The following is a 16,555-nucleotide window of genomic DNA, read 5'->3' as shown; positions in this document are numbered from 1 at the left end:
AAGATCGCTCGTTGGTAGTTTGGATGCTGTGGCGCGGCGGTTCATTTTGAGCGCAGCCGATGTAGTTACCATTGGAAGGGACCGGCTGATGCACCATCGTCACAGCACAATTCGAAACAATTGTCTCTAGCACGGGGGTAGCTTGATTGATATTGACGCTAGCTGCGTGCCCAATGACACTCACACCATGACACTGACGAATAAATTCATTGCTGAACTCGTGCTCGACGCCAACAGGCTTGGGCTATTAGACGCTTATCAAAAGCGGCGGATGCTTGAGCGGGCAGTGGCGACGATCCGCGACCTGCGCGAAACAATCGGCATGCCGTCGGGTCCCGGTCGGGACCGAGTTCTCGACATTCATACTCTCGCTCTTTCGATCGAAAATGGATGGCACAGCGATGATGAAGTCCGGGATGCGTTTCTTCGGGCCGCCGGTATGATCCGAGACCTTCATATCATTCTCTCAAGCAAAACCGAGATCAGCTTCGTTGATTCTGCCGAGTGACGGGCCATCGGCCTGTGGCTGGGTGTTTGCCCGTCTGAGCGTAGTGACAGGAATTGGTGGTCGCGGGAGGCCAAGCCTGCATTCTAACCTATTGTTGCATGATCCGACAGCTTGCGATTGTTGACGATCACCAGCAAATCGAAATCTGAGCGATAGCCTTTCATCGTATGCGGCTCATCGACAAAGGTGCCCCGTGCATAGGAACCGAACAGGATGATTTTAAGAATGCGTCCGCGCTTCTTGAAGTCGGCGGTACCTTCGTTCAGCGCGTCCTCAAACTCCTCGTGAAGGATCTCCAGCACACGGGCAAGCTCTCGCTGCTTTCTGTGCGGGATATGATCGAGGGAGGATTTCATCATGGGAACGGGGTCTGACTCGCTTCCAATTATCGCTGCGATCTCATCGCGCTGGTGGTATTCATGGACCTTATACGCTTCGCAACATTCATCAAATGGCAAAGTGCTGGTGGATTTTTGTGAATCACAAAGTGGTTTTGTGTCCGAGGGTCATTGGAACACCTTGAATGGAATCGAATCGCCGACCCTCCGTTTAGCTGGCTCTGTCTGGCTAAATCCTTCCAATGTAGGCAACTACTTCCTCTTTGGAATAGTCGAGTTAGATAGGCAACCTCGGCAGCTTCGCGCCAACACCCGACATTGCCATCGCCTCAAACTCAAGTAGTCTGACCTGGCATAATCTTGCGAAGAGAAGCGCGTGAAAAGAGCTATCATCTTCGACTGCGAATTCCTTTGCATCCGCAGACATTCTGAACTCTCCTACGGGGCTTTTGGTATCGCCAAAAAAGCTTTCCGGGCATAACCGTCTGTCCAACGCGGGCGTCAACTGCTTTGATCTGTCCAGTAACTTGAGTACCTACTCGCACCATAGACGAAGGCTCAAGTGTACCAAGGGCGAGCACAAACTCTTTGACAGAACCACGCGAAACAACGCCCTCATTTCACCGCGATTTCATCTTCCAAGGCTGAGGTGAAGTTGAATACGAGTGACCCGACACCGGCGACTGTCAGAGAGACCATTAGAACGTGCTTACGGTAGGTTCTAATAGTCAAATGCAAAATCTCCAAAAGACGACACTGCAGAAATGACCTTTCTGGTCTCCCTTTAGGGTGACGCAACTTTCTGTGCGCCAAGTTCGATCAACTGGTCTTGCGCCGTGATTGCGCTTGCGCGGTGGGTGATCGCGATGACTGTAACGTCTTCTGTAAGTCCACGTATTTCCTGCATAATCTGCTCTTCCGTCGCATCATCTAACGCCGAGCTTGCTTCATCAAGGAAAAGAAACGCTGGGCGGGAATATAAGGCTCGCGCGATTGCGATACGTTGCCGCTCGCCACCAGAAAGCTTCAGCCCGCGCTCTCCCACTTCCGTTTCAAAACCCTCGGGCATCGACATTATCCGATCATAGATCGCTGCTTTACGCGCTGACTCAATTAGCCGCTGTTTATCGAATTTTCGTCCAAGCACGATATTGGCGGCCAAAGTGTCGTTAAGCAGTATCACCTCCTGAGGAACCACTCCGACAGCGGAATACCAATTTTGGCGGGAAATCATGCTAAGGTCCTGGCCATCGACCATAATAGAACCGGACTGAGGCTCTAGTGAACGAAGCGCTAACTTAAAGGCCGTCGATTTTCCTGCTCCGGTAGCACCGGTTAAAAAAGTTATTCGACCCCGGCTTGCCGAAAATGAGAGACCCTCAAGCCCCCGTCCATTCTCATACTTGTATCGCGCTTGCTTAAATTCAAGCGTCCCCTTCTTCGGTGAAAACTCTGTCACCGTGGGCTGCTCTGTCTCCTCGGCGGCGTTCCAAATTTTCGCGAAAGGAACCAACTGGACGAACGCACGCACGAAATTATCGATAGTTTGTCCAACCATCTCGAAAGGCTGATTTAACTGTAGGAGAAGCAGATTGAAAAGGACGATGTCTCCCACGGAAAGTGCCCCAGCGCTGTAACGTGGTAGCAATAATGAGTAGGTAACAAGGAACTGAATTCCGATCGCCAAGCCATAGAGTACGCAATAGCACATCCGCTTGATGCAGAAGGCGCGCCAGTTGCGATAGATTTCGTCGGCGGTCGAGCTAAAACGCTCACCTATCCACTTCGCGCTTCCGAAAAATCTCAGGGTTTCGAGAGCAGGGACGGTATTGCCGATGAACTTTGCATTTTGTTGGATTGCCTCTGTGGCCTTCTGGAGGTGAGGTCGTGCCCACTTGTTCGAGAACGACGTCAGCAATATGTACACAGCACCGTATACGAACACGATCGACGCGACCCCAACGTTGATCTTCGAGCCAAGGATAAATAGCGTCAACGTAAGCTGGACGGTGGTGGGAACTATGTACATCAGCCCGAGCTGAACAATCGTGTTCATGGCGCCCGTGCCTTGGGCTTGGGCAGACTGAATCTCAGCGGAATTATGCTCAATGAAAAACGTCGCCTCTTTGCTGAGTAATCTGTCGAAAAAGCTGGTACTGGAAACGCGAGTTAGGCTCTCTGCAGTCATAGCTGCCAAGTACTTCACCATGCTGGCTTAATGTCAGAGAAAGTCCGATCACGAGTGCATAGAGCGCGAAACCTGCAACAAGTCCTCTGCCCACCGAACCAGCCGTGATACTGTCAATAGCGCTTGAAAACACGTAAGGCGCAAGGACTGCGCACGTGGCCGAACCTACGATGACGAGAAACGCTAGTATCAACAAGCCATATGAGCGCCGGACGAATTGGGTCAGCACGTGCGAAAGAGCATTACGTACTTGAGATCTGTTTGACATCGGAATCCTCGTATTCGATCCGTCTTAGCCGTTGACCATCTGCTTCAGAAGAAACTTCTGACTTGACTTGTAAGCTATGTCGACGAGACGTTTTGCCCTAGGCCTGTCCGAACGAGCCAGTAACCGCATGATGGCTGCGACGAGTCTCGCCTCAGGGCAAGCACGTCCCGCGTGGTCAGCGATGCGCCTACGGACATCCCAAAGTCTGTCTGCGACAGAGACAGCTATCGCCGCAACAGTGGGCGAGCAAATCCGTTCCAGCATTTCATTAAGTTGGTCATGGCCCGTCAAAATCAGCGAAGGAGGGTTGTCTGGCGACACCTCGTCGCGGTCCAACCCATTCGGCAGGCGGGACTTTTCAATGGCAAGAGTTATGATGTTGTGCAGTATTCCCAACAGCTCCGAGGCTTCATGATCCGGTGTCACAGCGACGAAAAAGCCCCGGCCTTCTACACGATTGATCAGGCCCCGTTCCGACAACCTCATTAAAGCGTCCCGAACTGGGGCCGTACTGATCCCCAAATCATCGGCAACATCAGCTATATTTACCGGAAGGCCGGGTCGGAGATCTCCGGTGAAGAGCCGACGACGTAATTCCGCGACGACGATGGAATCATTCGATGACCGCATCGAGAAGCCTTATGACAAGTGGTGATTTAAACTCATCTTTAGCCAAAGAGGGGCAATTTTGTGGCGAGCGGATGAGAAATATTCGCGCCTTAGTAGCTGGAGTCTGTAGACTCACCAAGTGAGAGAAGCGACACCGGTGAGACTATCGATAGCAACGTAGCTTTCCCGAGTGTTGTCGGCAAAATATTTCGAGCCTCATCATATTGTAAAACATGGCAAAATAGTCAGTGATCGCGACCGTGCCGTTATAATCGATCTCCTTCCGCAGCCAGGCTTGATCGACGTTCAATGCCGGGGCGATCATCCCGTCCACAAGAGTATTCTGTATCAGGCTCCTATTATTCATGAAAAACATGAAGACGGCGCTGGTAGCAGCTTTTTTGGTTCGCCGCCACGCGACGTCAAGGTGATAACGCGAGTGTAACAACTGCCGTTGCGGCATGCGATCAAATCGCTCCGAATATAGGTTACTTGGCTCTGTGTGCAGAGCAGACGCTATGACGTTTTGAAATAGCAAAGGGTGAAGACTGGTGACACCGAATTCTTTGCTGGTCTCATATTGCTGCAGGGCCTCCAGAATACTCCTTAGGTGATAGTACTTTGAGGTATCAGGGGAGTGTTTCTCCAGCGCGAGATGAGGGAGGGTCGCTGGCGCGTCGACCACCCGTTCAACAAATTCGCTGCTCGCGGTCTCCTTTGCGAAGGCGCGTTTGATGACGTCGAGCAAAGGTATGTTCTTCAGGCGGCTGAACTTGATAGCCTCTCGAACAAAGGCGAAAGGCCCGCGTGAGAGCGCATCCTTTACAACGTATGGCGTCGGATTCTGCATAAAAACGTTGTCGCCCCCCTGACCGGAAAGGAACAAGGTCCGATCCGTGACGCCTTCATCGAAGCCTTCTAAAAATGCCGCACTCCGGTCTGTGGCGTCGTGCGAAAAAGGGTAAACGTCGAAGGGCGAGGTGACGGACTTTGACCCACAGAATTGATCTCGGGGGGCAGATAACCGATATTCTGATTGCAGCACCTGAAGGTCGCAGCCAAGGTCTCGGGCGACCTTCTGAGCGATTTCAACCTCTGTATTCTGGCTCTCTTCGGGAATAATCGTGTGGATGGCTTCACAGGATCCTAATGCCTCTTTCGCTGCAGCTAGTATGAGACTGGAATCTATCCCACCAGAGAATCTGACGATGACGCGATCCTTTCCAAGCCCAAACCGCCGTATGTTCCCGATGATCTGCTGGGCCAGTTCCTGCTTTGGGGGAGAGGGAAAGTTCCTTAAGGTACGCTCGACCCCACCGGATTGGCTGAATTTTACGGTCGAGCCGATCTCGACTTGATAAACGCCGTCGAAGACGGTTTCCTGACCCGAAGCGAGACTATCAAGGACAAAGTCTCTGGCATATGCAACATTGAGGCCACGGGGACCAATAGTCCTGTCGAAGGGGGTAAGTGTGTCGGCTAAAAGCCACTGATCCTCACCCTGCCAATAAAAAACGTCCTTATGCCTATAAAGACTTGCCGTCACTTCGAAGCTGTCGGGCCGGATAGAAATTACAGTGAAGAATCCAACTGCCTCTTTGAGGAAGGCCGCCAGCTCGCGTGTCGTTATGCACGCCATTATATCTTGATCACCTACGAAACCCGTCCCTGATACGAGCGCTATGCCGTCAGTAAGGTGAAGTACACTATAATCGCCATCGTAGTGAAACGTGGACTGCTCGTTCTCATATCTGGCGCACCGTTCGATAGCTGTCTGTACTTCGATCGAGTGCAAGGACGGGTGATTAAGTGGTGCAATGAATAGCATCTAGGCCACCGCGATAGTCGATAGTTTTGCGCGAAGCTTCTCGTCGTCATTGATAACTCGGTCGCCATACTCCACCCAGGCGTGAGACAAAAAAGGCTTCGTTCGCACTCCAATGACGAGCGAGGCAGGTATTCCCTGGCGCCGCGCCATCCACGCCAAGCTGTACGAATAAGCAAGGCATTGATTGCGTGTTCTATCGAAAGCGAATGCGGTATTGAGAGCGCTCATCAGAACGGCTAGACGTTGAACGCTTTCATGAGGCAACGTAGTATCGGAAGGTTTGCCGGCCAAGTCGCTCAGAATGTCGTTCATGCTGGATCGCCTCAGCCTCCAGTTGGTGCGAGATACGACAGTGGCCGCGAATAGCTTGTCCTTAAACCCACAAGTCGCGTCTACGAGAGGTGCCATCCAGCGCTGCTCGAAGAACCCGTTAGTTCGATGGAGTGGGACAGGAGTGAACATTTTGGATGGCTCGACGATACCCGCGTCCTCGAGCGCTTGGGCGAGTCCAATATCCTCCCCCTCCATCGCTAGGTTTAAGCGTTCCGCGGGTAAATCGGCCAGAATATGAAACTGGTCTGTCTTCAGGTTCAAGACGACCACGTCATCGTTACAGGACGCAACACGCAAGTGCTTCTTGATTGAGTAAATCATCGCAATGCAAAGGGCGGCCTGTCGGCCGCCCTTCGTCCTCCGATCAGCCATATTTGGTGCCGCCGGTGACATCAACTTCTTGGATGGGGCCACTGCCGCCCATTGTGCTCTTGACGGCACTCTTATCAACCGTCACGATTTTGAGATCGGCGACCTTGCGGCCTTCTGCTTGGTTATTACGAGTCATTTACTCTCTCCTTTGGGTTTGAGTATTGGGCCGTCGAGCCCGCCCTGAGTTCGCCACGAGGTAGGCGTAAATGCAACATGGAGTAGAATATTAGATAGGTATATAGGGTGTATATGGTTGCAACATCCGAGTTATATAGACAATATTTTCGCAATATATTCTATTTTATGAACAAGTTAACGGTTAAGGGCGTTAAATCGTTTTGCGCCGCCGCTGCTCATTTACTCCCCTCAGTCTGCCAGTCCCCGAAGGCCACATCTTTGTTGATTATTGTAGCGTTCTTCGAAAGCATTCTGCAGATCTGTACGCCGAGGGATACCGGTTAGCAAAAGTCGGACCTGCGGGTGAAGCCGGCGCTCAATAAGGATAGTAAAAAAAATCGTAGCGCGTTTTCTGCCGGTGGCGCAAAGCCAGACGGGCCGCGCGCATGCGGTGAAGACAAATAGGAGTGTCGCAGTCAACACTCGGGGAAAATTTCGGAATTCCGTTCTAACAGGTTCAAAAGTACGAGTTTGGAACGAACCGCATCAAGACGTCTAAGCTTCATGAGATAGCAGCTACTCTCGGCGTGCCTATTAATGACGTTTTACAGATCTTGACCTGCTCCCCTGATTGTCCCTGTTTATAAGCAACCTCGGCAGCTCAGCGCCAAAAGCTGTCATGAGCCGATGAAGCTCTACCCACCGGACACCTCCGGGAATGGTGGCAAAACTACGCCCTTTAGAGGTCGCGATGCTGCATGCTCTATATCATCGAATTCTACCGCGATCTCCTCCGCAATGCGGCCTTCATCCCCTGCGCAGAATAAACGCCGCGAGGTCCCGCACGGATTTAGCGGGGTCGTTGGTTAGGTGTTGTGCGCAGGTGCGTGAAAGTTCTGCGGGAATTGTGTGGCGGTCGGCGCATTGCAGGACTGCGCGGCGCACGAAGGCGGAGCGGTCTATTACTGCCATTTTGGCGATCGGTTCCGGCTGTGCGGCAATATCGAGGGTTCGGCTGGTGTAGACTGGAACGAGTTGGGTAATGTTGTAGCGCTTGTCCAGCCACTTGTGCTCATAACCGGAGCGCCATCGCGCCGTGCCTTGCAGCAGGGTTTCCACGGCAATGGCGCGAACAATGGGGTTGGTGGCGTGGCTGGCGATGTCACTTAGATACGTATCCAGCCACGGGGTTCTCAGCGCCAGCCGGAAGGCGGTTGGCACGGGCCCGGCGGTATTGGCCATCAGCAGCGTTGCAAACTCCGCGCTGATATCCGGTCTCGTCATCAGGCTTCTGGCAAGCGTTTGCCCGGTGTCGTTCCAGCGGCCCCACTCGCCTTGACTGGGAAACAGCGTGAGCGCGACCTTTGCCAGCAGGTGTGGTGACGTGACGGGCAGCACGCGCTCCACGCAGCGGTTGGCGCTTTTACGCACCTGCACCGCCCAGTCATTCATGCGAAATAGCACGGCTGCCACCCAGAAGGGCGAGACTAGCCCTTGCGTGATTTTCTCCAACGCCAGTTCACGCAACTGCCCGTTGCCATGAAACAGAAACAGCAGCTCCAATCCCGGTGTGTTGCGCAACTGGTCACGGTGGCTGAGCGGTGTTGCGAGGCTTTTCCAGAAGGGCTGGGTTTTGACCGCACCGAACAAGTTTGCCTCGTTGCGGATAGCCCCTGACAGACGAGTGACGCTGAGCGGTGACAGGTCATCCAACAGGCGAATAACCGCCTCCACCTCACCGTGCAGCGCCTTGCCGCTATAAAGCTTTTCGCGGACAGCATTGAGGGCTGCTTTCAATTCAATACTCATGACGGGAGATTTAGTTTTCATGCTCCTGCCATTCAGTATGTGGCGTTGAGATATAAGCGCGGTTTGCCATTTATGATAGTGCGAGGGGTTTGTCAGGGTGCAAATAGACATTGGGTCCCAACGCCGATGGACATGATAACGCCTTATTATCTCTCACGTTAGCGGGGTAATTTCTGTACGCTTAATCAGAGAGCGTCAATGGCCACTATGAGGCCTCGAAGCTGCCTCTTCGTATTCGGCCAACAATGACCGGTTTGGGCGAAACGGAGACATCCTGAACTGCAACCTTGAAACGATCCGAACCGCCGACACGCTGTTCCAGTCCTGCACTCCACGAGTCTGAGCTATCGAGGCGTGAAGCTAGCCGAGAAATGTAACTCGTCTGCGCACAGTTTAGTACTGCTTCTCCACATCTTTGAGCAGGTGAATGTCGTGGGACACGGCCGCCGGTCGCGGCGAAATCGTTTATGGTATCCCCGGCTCTAGCTACTCGGCGAGGAAGCCGTTCCGATTGAAGCCGAGCACGTTCCATGAGCCTGCACTTTCCCTTCGATAGATGAAACACTGGGCTAAAAGAAATAGAATGGCGGCAACTGCAGGGTCTACTATTCGCCATTATACGGTAGATTTCGCGCTGACTTGAAATTCGCCATAACTCTCAGCGTTGCGAAGGTCACGATGGAGAGCACAATAGCTGTATCGTAGGCGCCCAAGCCGACCGCCGTGCCAATTGCTCCCGTTGCCCAAATGCTCGCGGCTGTTGCAGTTCCGCGTGTCCCGAGCTTGCCAACAAGTATGGCTCCACCACCAATAAATCCAACACCGTTGATAATGCCCTCGACGATCCGGGCAGTAGCCTCGGCGCTGCCAACGGTCACTGGCTCGGTGGCCTGAATGAAGCCGCAAGCCGCGATTGCCACCAAAGGAAAGGTGCGCAGACCTGCACTTCTCTCATTACGCTCGCGGTCCCATGCAATCGGCAGCGCCAACACATAGGCCACCATCAAAGCAACGAGGTGCGGGACGATATCCAGTTCCACGCCCTGCGAAGCAAGCCACTCACTCAAGCGCGGTCCTCCTTGTAGGTTGCAACGCGATAAATGTAGAGCGCAACCAGAATGAGGAGAACCGCCGTCGAGACAGGATCAACGTATTTTTCAATGACGTCGTAAGCCCGCCCCAGCAGGAAACCGGCCAGGGCCAACGCCGCGGTCCACATCAATGTGCCCACCAAAGAGAACAACAGGAACGAGCCCATCGGCATGTTCGCCACACCAGCCGGAACTGAGATCAGTGTTCTTACCGTTGGGATGAGCCGCCCAACGAGAACCGAAACCTTGCCGTGGCGCTTGAAACCCTCTGCGGCCGCATCGACGTCCGACGGTGACATCGCGAGCCACCGACCATGCTTGGAGGCCAAACGCCGAACCCCGTCGTGCCCAAGCCGACGGCCCAAATAATACCACGGCAATGTCCCGATCAGCGAACCGACGGTGCCGGCTACAATTACCCAAAGAATGTTCATGTCACCCCGTGTGGCGAGATAGCCTGCAAGCGGCATAATCAGCTCGGAAGGAATTGGCGGGAAGATATTTTCTAGAAACATCAGCAAGCCGATCCCAAAAGGACCAAGGCGTTCCATCATCGATTGTACAAAGTCTTCCATTTTACCCGTCTTCAGTTCAGCGTCCGAACTCGCCGGCTGGTAGGCATTTCCATGCCACGCGGTCGCGGAGATAGGACTGGAATTTATTGTGTTCAGCCGGTCGGCTTTTCGTCAGATGCATGATCTGATAAAGCGAGTTCTTGGCAAAGGTGTTTCCAGAACCCCTCCCAAGTCATTAGGCTCGTCGGGAAGCGACAACTTTCTGCTGCTCAACCGTCAGTCTCCCTGGCTACTGCCTTCACGTTTAAGGACGCCAAACTCGGTCAGATTGCTACTTATGACACTATTATCGCCTTGGTCCTGCATGCGTTTTTCCTACGTCCATAGCAAACCTTCAATATGGCGCGCAGTTCCCAACGAGCTGTATCAATGGCTAGTCAGCTTTAGGCTCTTGAAGGGATATGAGCCCGCGACCTGCTTACACGATCCTCTAAGTAATTGGGACATCTGTTACTGGTGTGCGAGCGGTGCCGAAGGGTAAAGGGGGTTATGGAACCTGCGAGCGTAGCCGCAGGTTAACCGTCGGCGCAGAGCAGTCATTTCAGACTACGAAGCTACAGACAAAGAGCAAGCTTTATCACGCGCCCCACCCTGCAATGCGACCCGGCCCTGCCGACTGGGTCATGGGCTGACGTTCAGTCGGTGCCCTAACGAGATTGCGTTTTGTAAGTGGAAGCCATACAAGCCTACCGTTGCTATTTGCGAGCGGATTGAAACCCTGAACCAGCAGATCAAACACCACACCTTCGTTTTCGAGCGTCATTGCATCGCCGACAGGGAGCGCGTCTTTGTCGCCATGTCTGACCCTGTTCAACGCGCGAGCTGGAGCGCACCATCCGAGAGCGCGGCATTCTGTTACGATACAACCAATTTCCGGGAAGGCGGCCAGGATGTTTTCCGATGTGGTAGTAAGGGTAATCCGCAATACACGGGAACCGCCACCTATATCTCCATCGTACCTAATACCCGAATCGTCTGGAGTGAAGTCGTTAAATCAAAAGGTCAGACCCTCGCGGCGCTTCTGATTACCACCTTGCTCGAAGATCATGGCGAGGAAACCAAGATTCAGATGACGGTTCAGGTCACATCCTTCTGTGGTGACGGGATGATCCAAGGAACAGAGACCGGGAATAACGCATCGGGGTGGCGACGTAGCGTCGGACTACGCTAAAGTTCTGGATCGGATCATCGCAGGACTTTTACAGCCACCGCGCTGATGTCGCAGCCCAGTATCGGGCATGCGATCGCCTCTGGTCGTGCCTGTTTTGGCAATATCCGCTGATCGACGAGTCGGACGGGCGTCGCGCAGGCTGCATCGGCGTCATGACAGTTTGGACGACAGCGCGGATTAGCACTTTAGGCTTTTCCGCTGTTCGATCAAGGCAACTCCACCACCCGTTCAAACATGCCGACCGTTTGTTTCCGCTCGGCAGGACTCTTTCAGTAGTGACATAAACCCCGAGACCGATTGATCGATATTCGACTTGCACAAAGTCATCCTCAGCGATCGCCGCTCTATCGGATGAAGGTGGCGCCGCGTTACCCGTTCCTGCCAATCTGACGGAAAGGCCAGTCCGGGAACAATCGAAACTCCATGACCGGCTCCAACTATCGCAAACAGAGCGCTCATATCAGACACTTTCGTAACAATATTCGGCTTCACGTTCCATCGATCAAATAAACTCTCCAGCATGGGCGCACATCCGGCAGCAGACATAACAAAATCAGCGCCATCGAAATCAGACGGGCAGGCAGGAGCGCTCTCCCGTCCGAACGGTGACCGGACCGCTCCTATCGCATAAAGGCGGTCTTCGATCAGTGGCGCACAACCACTGCCGCCGATGTCGTAAGCGAGACCTATATCCGCAATCCCGCTTTCTACCCATCTCGTGACTTCTGCATCAGTCCCGACCAGGAGCATTACGTTCAGACCGGGATGATGGCGGCGTGCAAGTGACAGAGCCGCTGGAACAATCGCTGTCGAAGCGCTGACGACGGCGGCCAGCCGCACCGTGCCGACCAGCGCCTGCTGGCCCGCGCATAGGAGAGCCTGCAATGCGCTTAACGCCTCCGAGGCGGAACCAAGCGCCTTATGTCCCGCTGAGGTAAGTTCCAATCCGCTTCTAGCGCGGATAACCAATTGCGCGCCGACAGCCTCTTCAAGTCCTCGTATGGCATGGCTGACTGCGGATTGTGTGATGCAGAGCCCCTCGGCGGTCCGACTGAAGCTACGAGTTTCAGCAAGCGACACAAGCACTCGCAGCATCGTGGTGTTGACATGAGGGATTTTCATGTACTGAAGATTATCATTCATTTTTCTTATGATCGACGTGACGGTATTTTCGGGCATCGCCAACGGAGGGACATGCGATGGCCGACGTAATCGAACACACCCTGAAAAGAAGAACTCCCTATTTCGCCGGTGCACTATGCGGCCTTGCTGCCGTCAGCATTTGGGCTGGCTGGATGGCCGTTACCCGATTAGGTGTGACGACGTCGCTGACCGTCTACGATTTAACAATGCTCCGCTTTGGAACGGCTGGGCTTATACTTCTCCCAGTGCTGGTTCAGAAAGGATTGGCGCTTGAACGTCTTGGATGGTGGCGGCTCGCTGTGCTCGTTTTCGGAGCAGGCGCACCATACTCTCTTGTCGCTGCGAGTGGCCTTCGCTTTGCTCCCGCCGTTCAAGGTGGCATTCTCATCCCCGGAGTCATGCCATTGTTCGTGGCTCTTCTATCGGCCGTATTTCTTAATGAGACATTCTCCGCCACGCGGAAGGCGGGATACATCCTGATCGGCGTTGGGATAGTAATAGTTGCCGGCATCCAAACGCTCATATCGGCCGGAGATCAAATTGCCGGGCCTCTTCTATTTCTTTCAGCTGCCTTTATGTGGGCCTGCTATACAATTTTCTTGCGCCAGTCTGGATTGGCTCCGCTGCATGGAGCGGCAATCGTATCGGTCGGATCGGCATTAATATTCCTGCCGGTATATCTATTCATGAACGAGTTTCGAGCTCCTAACGCGCCGTTATCAGATATTCTATTCCAAGCCACCTTTCAGGGGGGTGCCGCAACTGTTCTTTCTCTGTTTCTGTATGGCAAGGCCATATCGATCTTGGGCGGATCCGCAGGAGCTGCGTTCGGAGCGCTCGTGCCGGCGCTGGCCGCGTTACTTGCTATCCCGATCATGCACGAAGTGCCGTCTCCAATGGACTGGCTTGGTGTTTTTGTCGTTTCGCTCGGAGTCTATCTCGCTAGCGGAGGGCCATTGCCACAACGAGGACGAACTCCCTGATTGCAGCTTCACATGAACTTGTTTGCGTAATAGAGCAGCGTTGAACGTCGTCGCTTTCTGGTGTCGAATTCCGGCTTTAACCGCACATCCATCAAGAGCGAACGACAATGACGTACCGCGGAGGATGATGGGAGCCGCAGCTTGTCGTCGGCACTCTCGACGCGGTTAATGGAATTCGATTGATTTTGACAGAGGCTACTCAATACGAGCCCGAGTTCAAAGCCTGCGGCCTAAGTTTGAAAGAAGCTATTTAGGAACGCGGCTGCGCTATCGGACAGACCAACGACCTTGTTTGTTGCCTGTCGGTAGAATTTGAAGTTTAGCTCGGTTTCAGGCGCGCCGTCATCCCAGTCCTTGTGTCGCGCCAGCTCGCGCCTGCCAAGCGGCCGCAATGAGAGGGCGGCGGTTTTCACTTCCAGGGTGACGCGCGGCGTCTGCCGCGCGACATTCGCTTTCCTCGGAACTGCTACGACACTGATAACGGTGCCCCGGGCTACGAGGCCAAAGCCGCCTTCGTTCTCGCTTGCGAACAGATAGATGGTATCGCCGACTTTAACATGTTTACCGCCATACATCGTCTTCTGTTCCGGAAACCTGTACTCCACGGCATCGGTATCGTAAATTTCAGTCTTTATGGCATAGTCCATCGTCTCACCACTTCGTTACATACAAAGATGACAAAATCGATATCGAGTAACAACCTCGGATGCGACCGCGTCACTCAAAGCTCGTAATTTCCGGACCCGTTTGCGAACGCGGCCAATGAAATTGAAGGCGCTGATGTTGGGCGTCAAGGCGAGGCTTACCGCCCCTGCGTGCGCGATGATGCATTTTCTTGCTTAGCGGTAAAAGGCCAGCTTTCAGTTTCTCGAAAGGGAAGCCTGTGACGTCTGACGAAACTCTCCGGGACGCGCACGTATTTTTCCGGCCAACCCCATTCGAATTTTGTTGCTGTCAAACGCCTGAACGTACTCGTCTCAATCAGCCCGAAAAACAAAACGTCGCGCTCGGCGGCCATATCGAACCTTAGAGAGCAAGCGGCGGAGAACTCGCGCGCCGCGCCGGGTGAAGACGAGACCTATGCCAGGCCACCACCACCATGGCCTGCGTGATCGCGCAGACAGCAAAGGCGAGCACACCCTCACAGGGTGACGACTGCCAATGCGGACCAGAATGTTCGCCCGAAACCGGCGAAGGTGGCCATCACGATTGCCACGCCGATCAGCACCGCGATCAGGCTTGGCCCCGCTCGCCAGTCCGCGAGCCTTGCGCCGAGAAAATTACCCGCCGTCAGGCCAATCCCGACAGCCAGCAAAACGAAACCGACATGTGCTTCTGTGACGCCGGCGACGTGTGTCAGGATCGGCGTCACAAAGGTGAAGAAGGCGAACATGCTGGTGGAGGCGAGCGTGCTGACCGTCAGCGTCAGCCAGACCGCCGGCGCCTTCAGCACGCGGATTTTTGCACCCAGATCGCGTGCGGTTTCGATCGACGAAAGGAAACGAACCAGGCCCAGCAGGGTGAGTGTGCCGATACCGGCGACGACGAGGAAGGCCGTACGCCAGCCTGCGGCCTGGCAGATGAAGGTGCCGAGCGGCACGCCGACGACATTGGCGATGGTCAGTCCGCTGATCATGAGGGCAATCGCCCGAGCGCTGCAGTCGGGCAGCGCGCGGCGCGCGGCAATCACCGCCGGAAAAAAGCGGCGTGGAACAGGGCGGTGACGATCCGCGCCAGCATGAGCACGCCGTAGGTGGGCGCGATGGCGCAGCCGAGATTGTCGGCGACGAACAACCCCATCAACTATACCAGTGTCGCCCGCGCGGGGACTCGCACCAACAACATCGCAAGAAGCGGACCGCGGACAGCGACACCGAGTGCGTAACTCGAGACGAGAAGCCCCGCTGCCGGCAGGCCGACACGCAGGTCGGCCGCGACCTCAGGCAGAAGCCCCTTGATGACGAACTCGGTCGTGCCGATGCCGAAGGCGGCAGTGGCGAGCGCCAATAGCGGCGGGCTCAGGACAGACGAAGCCTCAGCCATAGACGGCGTCCCGGACATCGATAACGACTTGCCCTGCCATGCCCTCAAATGCGGTGTTGGTGAGCAGCACAACCGATAGCCGATTGACCGGGTCGATGAACCAGTTATGCCCGTAAGCGCCGCCCCATTGCAGCGTGCCCACCGCCTGCGGCGTACCGGTCGCAGCGGGATCGATGAGCACTGCGCCGCCATAGCCGAAGCCCCAGCCGGGGCCTTGCGTCTCGGCTTGTGGCCCGACGTGATCGCGCATCATCATGGCGACCACCTCTCGTGGCAGGATCGGTCCGCCTCGTTCCGTTAAGGAGGTTCGGATGGCTTCAAGGAAGGTCAGCAGATCGCGCGCCGTCCCGGCCATGCCGGCCCCACCCGAACGGAAGGAAGCGGGGTCGAAGATGCGATCCGGGGCGAAGGAGATGGCGCCCTCGCCGGCCTGCGGCGGCAACGGTACGGTGATCGTGCCATCCATGCGCACCGGGCCATCGGCGCCATTTGCATAGGGTGTCGCCAGCCGCCTATCATCGGTGACGCTGAAGCCGGTATCCGCCAGGCCCAACGGGCCGGTCACTTCGTCACGAACGATCGCATCGAGCGTCCGCCCGGTGGCTGCTTCCAGCACCGCGCCGATCACATCGATGCCGAGCGAATAGCGCCACGCGGTGCCCGGCGCGAAAGCCAACGGCGCCTGCGCCAGACGGCGAAGATTGTCGTCCATCGCACGGCCCGGCTGGTCGAGACCGTCGGACACGTCGAGCAGGTGGTAGGTGCTGCCCTCCGGTTCGAGAAAGCGGTAACTGAGGCCTGACGAATGCGTCAGGAGATGATGCAGGGTGATATCGGGCCGTGATCCGTCCGGCAGCGCTGGGCGGAACGCCGGCAACCAGCGCGTAACGGGCTGGTCGAGCGCGATCGTACCAAGCGCGGCAAGGCGCAAAGCCGCCACCGTCACTAACGGCTTGGACACCGAGGCGAAGCGGAAGATCGCGTCTTCCCGCATCGGCGTGCCCGCCTCCCGGTCCAGAAGACCCGCCGTGTGGCTGCAGGTAATCTCACCGTCCTCTGCGACGAGCACGACCGCGCCGACGAGACGATTATCGGTGATGGCGCGGCCGATGGCAGCGTCGATCCGGGTTTTGAGAGAAGCAGGATGACTCATCGAGGATGCTCCTATATTATCACCAT

15 protein-coding genes and 1 pseudogene are annotated in these 16,555 nt (G+C 55.2%); 2 read left to right on the top strand and 14 right to left on the bottom strand.

The window, feature by feature from the left end; genetic code table 11:
• The first annotated feature begins 187 nt into the window (after positions 1 to 187).
• Complete coding sequence (locus tag QE435_RS24030) at positions 188 to 508, top strand: hypothetical protein (protein ID WP_112360111.1); 321 nt, start codon at positions 188 to 190, stop codon at positions 506 to 508.
• Positions 509 to 609: 101 nt separating this feature from the next.
• Here QE435_RS24030 and QE435_RS24025 read toward each other — a convergent pair.
• From QE435_RS24025 to QE435_RS23980, 10 genes and pseudogenes are all read right to left on the bottom strand, one after another.
• Positions 610 to 867, bottom strand: a pseudogene (locus tag QE435_RS24025) (nucleotidyltransferase domain-containing protein); the annotation flags it as partial.
• A gap of 763 nt (positions 868 to 1,630) precedes the next feature.
• Positions 1,631 to 3,043, bottom strand: coding sequence for an ABC transporter ATP-binding protein (locus QE435_RS24020; protein WP_349043034.1), 1,413 nt, complete (start codon positions 3,041 to 3,043; stop codon positions 1,631 to 1,633).
• A gap of 283 nt (positions 3,044 to 3,326) precedes the next feature.
• The gene (locus QE435_RS24015) at positions 3,327 to 3,932 is read right to left on the bottom strand and encodes a GntR family transcriptional regulator (RefSeq protein ID WP_349043033.1); all 606 of its coding nucleotides are present in this window, start codon (positions 3,930 to 3,932) and stop codon (positions 3,327 to 3,329) included.
• Between the two features lie 142 nt (positions 3,933 to 4,074).
• A complete protein-coding gene (locus tag QE435_RS24010) occupies positions 4,075 to 5,739 on the bottom strand; it encodes an asparagine synthase-related protein (protein ID WP_349043032.1) in 1,665 nt (554 codons plus the stop codon).
• The gene (locus QE435_RS24005; protein ID WP_349043204.1) at positions 5,740 to 6,147 is read right to left on the bottom strand and encodes a lasso peptide biosynthesis B2 protein; all 408 of its coding nucleotides are present in this window, start codon (positions 6,145 to 6,147) and stop codon (positions 5,740 to 5,742) included.
• A gap of 289 nt (positions 6,148 to 6,436) precedes the next feature.
• Positions 6,437 to 6,580, bottom strand: coding sequence for an acinetodin/klebsidin/J25 family lasso peptide (locus QE435_RS24000; protein WP_349043031.1), 144 nt, complete (start codon positions 6,578 to 6,580; stop codon positions 6,437 to 6,439).
• A 788-nt stretch (positions 6,581 to 7,368) separates the two neighbouring features.
• A complete protein-coding gene (locus tag QE435_RS23995; RefSeq protein ID WP_349043030.1) occupies positions 7,369 to 8,391 on the bottom strand; it encodes a hypothetical protein in 1,023 nt (340 codons plus the stop codon).
• A gap of 584 nt (positions 8,392 to 8,975) precedes the next feature.
• A complete protein-coding gene (locus QE435_RS23990; RefSeq protein ID WP_349043029.1) occupies positions 8,976 to 9,437 on the bottom strand; it encodes an MgtC/SapB family protein in 462 nt (153 codons plus the stop codon).
• Complete coding sequence (locus tag QE435_RS23985; protein ID WP_349043028.1) at positions 9,434 to 10,036, bottom strand: DedA family protein; 603 nt, start codon at positions 10,034 to 10,036, stop codon at positions 9,434 to 9,436. The genes QE435_RS23990 and QE435_RS23985 overlap by 4 nt, the downstream gene beginning before the upstream one ends.
• Positions 10,037 to 11,435: 1,399 nt before the next feature.
• On the bottom strand, positions 11,436 to 12,386 hold the full coding sequence (locus QE435_RS23980) for a LysR family transcriptional regulator (protein WP_349043203.1): 951 nt from the start codon (positions 12,384 to 12,386) through the stop codon (positions 11,436 to 11,438).
• Between the two features lie 20 nt (positions 12,387 to 12,406).
• Here QE435_RS23980 and QE435_RS23975 point away from each other — a divergent pair, with 20 nt between their 5' ends.
• Positions 12,407 to 13,333, top strand: coding sequence for a DMT family transporter (locus QE435_RS23975; RefSeq protein WP_349043027.1), 927 nt, complete (start codon positions 12,407 to 12,409; stop codon positions 13,331 to 13,333).
• Between the two features lie 230 nt (positions 13,334 to 13,563).
• Here the strand turns inward: QE435_RS23975 and QE435_RS23970 are convergent, their stop codons facing one another.
• The 4 genes from QE435_RS23970 to QE435_RS23955 all read right to left on the bottom strand — a co-directional run bounded on the left by QE435_RS23970 (position 13,564) and on the right by QE435_RS23955 (position 16,529).
• The gene (locus QE435_RS23970; protein WP_349043026.1) at positions 13,564 to 13,980 is read right to left on the bottom strand and encodes a hypothetical protein; all 417 of its coding nucleotides are present in this window, start codon (positions 13,978 to 13,980) and stop codon (positions 13,564 to 13,566) included.
• Positions 13,981 to 14,474: 494 nt separating this feature from the next.
• Positions 14,475 to 15,023, bottom strand: coding sequence for an MFS transporter (locus QE435_RS23965; RefSeq protein WP_349043025.1), 549 nt, complete (start codon positions 15,021 to 15,023; stop codon positions 14,475 to 14,477).
• Between the two features lie 113 nt (positions 15,024 to 15,136).
• On the bottom strand, positions 15,137 to 15,376 hold the full coding sequence (locus QE435_RS23960; protein ID WP_349043024.1) for a hypothetical protein: 240 nt from the start codon (positions 15,374 to 15,376) through the stop codon (positions 15,137 to 15,139).
• The gene (locus QE435_RS23955; protein ID WP_349043023.1) at positions 15,369 to 16,529 is read right to left on the bottom strand and encodes a serine hydrolase domain-containing protein; all 1,161 of its coding nucleotides are present in this window, start codon (positions 16,527 to 16,529) and stop codon (positions 15,369 to 15,371) included. The genes QE435_RS23960 and QE435_RS23955 overlap by 8 nt, the downstream gene beginning before the upstream one ends.
• Positions 16,530 to 16,555: the final 26 nt, after the last annotated feature.

The sequence above is a fragment of the Agrobacterium sp. SORGH_AS 787 genome, assembly GCF_030819035.1.
Lineage (GTDB): Bacteria > Pseudomonadota > Alphaproteobacteria > Rhizobiales > Rhizobiaceae > Agrobacterium > Agrobacterium larrymoorei_B.
The sequence above is the reverse complement of the archived record's forward strand: the minus strand, read 5'-3'. Positions and strand labels throughout refer to the sequence as shown.

Coding starts and splice junctions, on each gene's coding strand:
- QE435_RS24030 (WP_112360111.1), top strand. CDS start 188: ATGACACTGACGAATAAATTCATTGCTGAACTCGTGCTCGACGCCAAC.
- QE435_RS24015 (WP_349043033.1), bottom strand. CDS start 3,932: ATGCGGTCATCGAATGATTCCATCGTCGTCGCGGAATTACGTCGTCGG.
- QE435_RS24010 (WP_349043032.1), bottom strand. CDS start 5,739: ATGCTATTCATTGCACCACTTAATCACCCGTCCTTGCACTCGATCGAA.
- QE435_RS24005 (WP_349043204.1), bottom strand. CDS start 6,147: ATGGCACCTCTCGTAGACGCGACTTGTGGGTTTAAGGACAAGCTATTC.
- QE435_RS24000 (WP_349043031.1), bottom strand. CDS start 6,580: ATGACTCGTAATAACCAAGCAGAAGGCCGCAAGGTCGCCGATCTCAAA.
- QE435_RS23995 (WP_349043030.1), bottom strand. CDS start 8,391: ATGAAAACTAAATCTCCCGTCATGAGTATTGAATTGAAAGCAGCCCTC.
- QE435_RS23985 (WP_349043028.1), bottom strand. CDS start 10,036: ATGGAAGACTTTGTACAATCGATGATGGAACGCCTTGGTCCTTTTGGG.
- QE435_RS23980 (WP_349043203.1), bottom strand. CDS start 12,386: ATGCCCGAAAATACCGTCACGTCGATCATAAGAAAAATGAATGATAAT.
- QE435_RS23975 (WP_349043027.1), top strand. CDS start 12,407: ATGGCCGACGTAATCGAACACACCCTGAAAAGAAGAACTCCCTATTTC.
- QE435_RS23970 (WP_349043026.1), bottom strand. CDS start 13,980: ATGGACTATGCCATAAAGACTGAAATTTACGATACCGATGCCGTGGAG.
- QE435_RS23960 (WP_349043024.1), bottom strand. CDS start 15,376: ATGGCTGAGGCTTCGTCTGTCCTGAGCCCGCCGCTATTGGCGCTCGCC.
- QE435_RS23955 (WP_349043023.1), bottom strand. CDS start 16,529: ATGAGTCATCCTGCTTCTCTCAAAACCCGGATCGACGCTGCCATCGGC.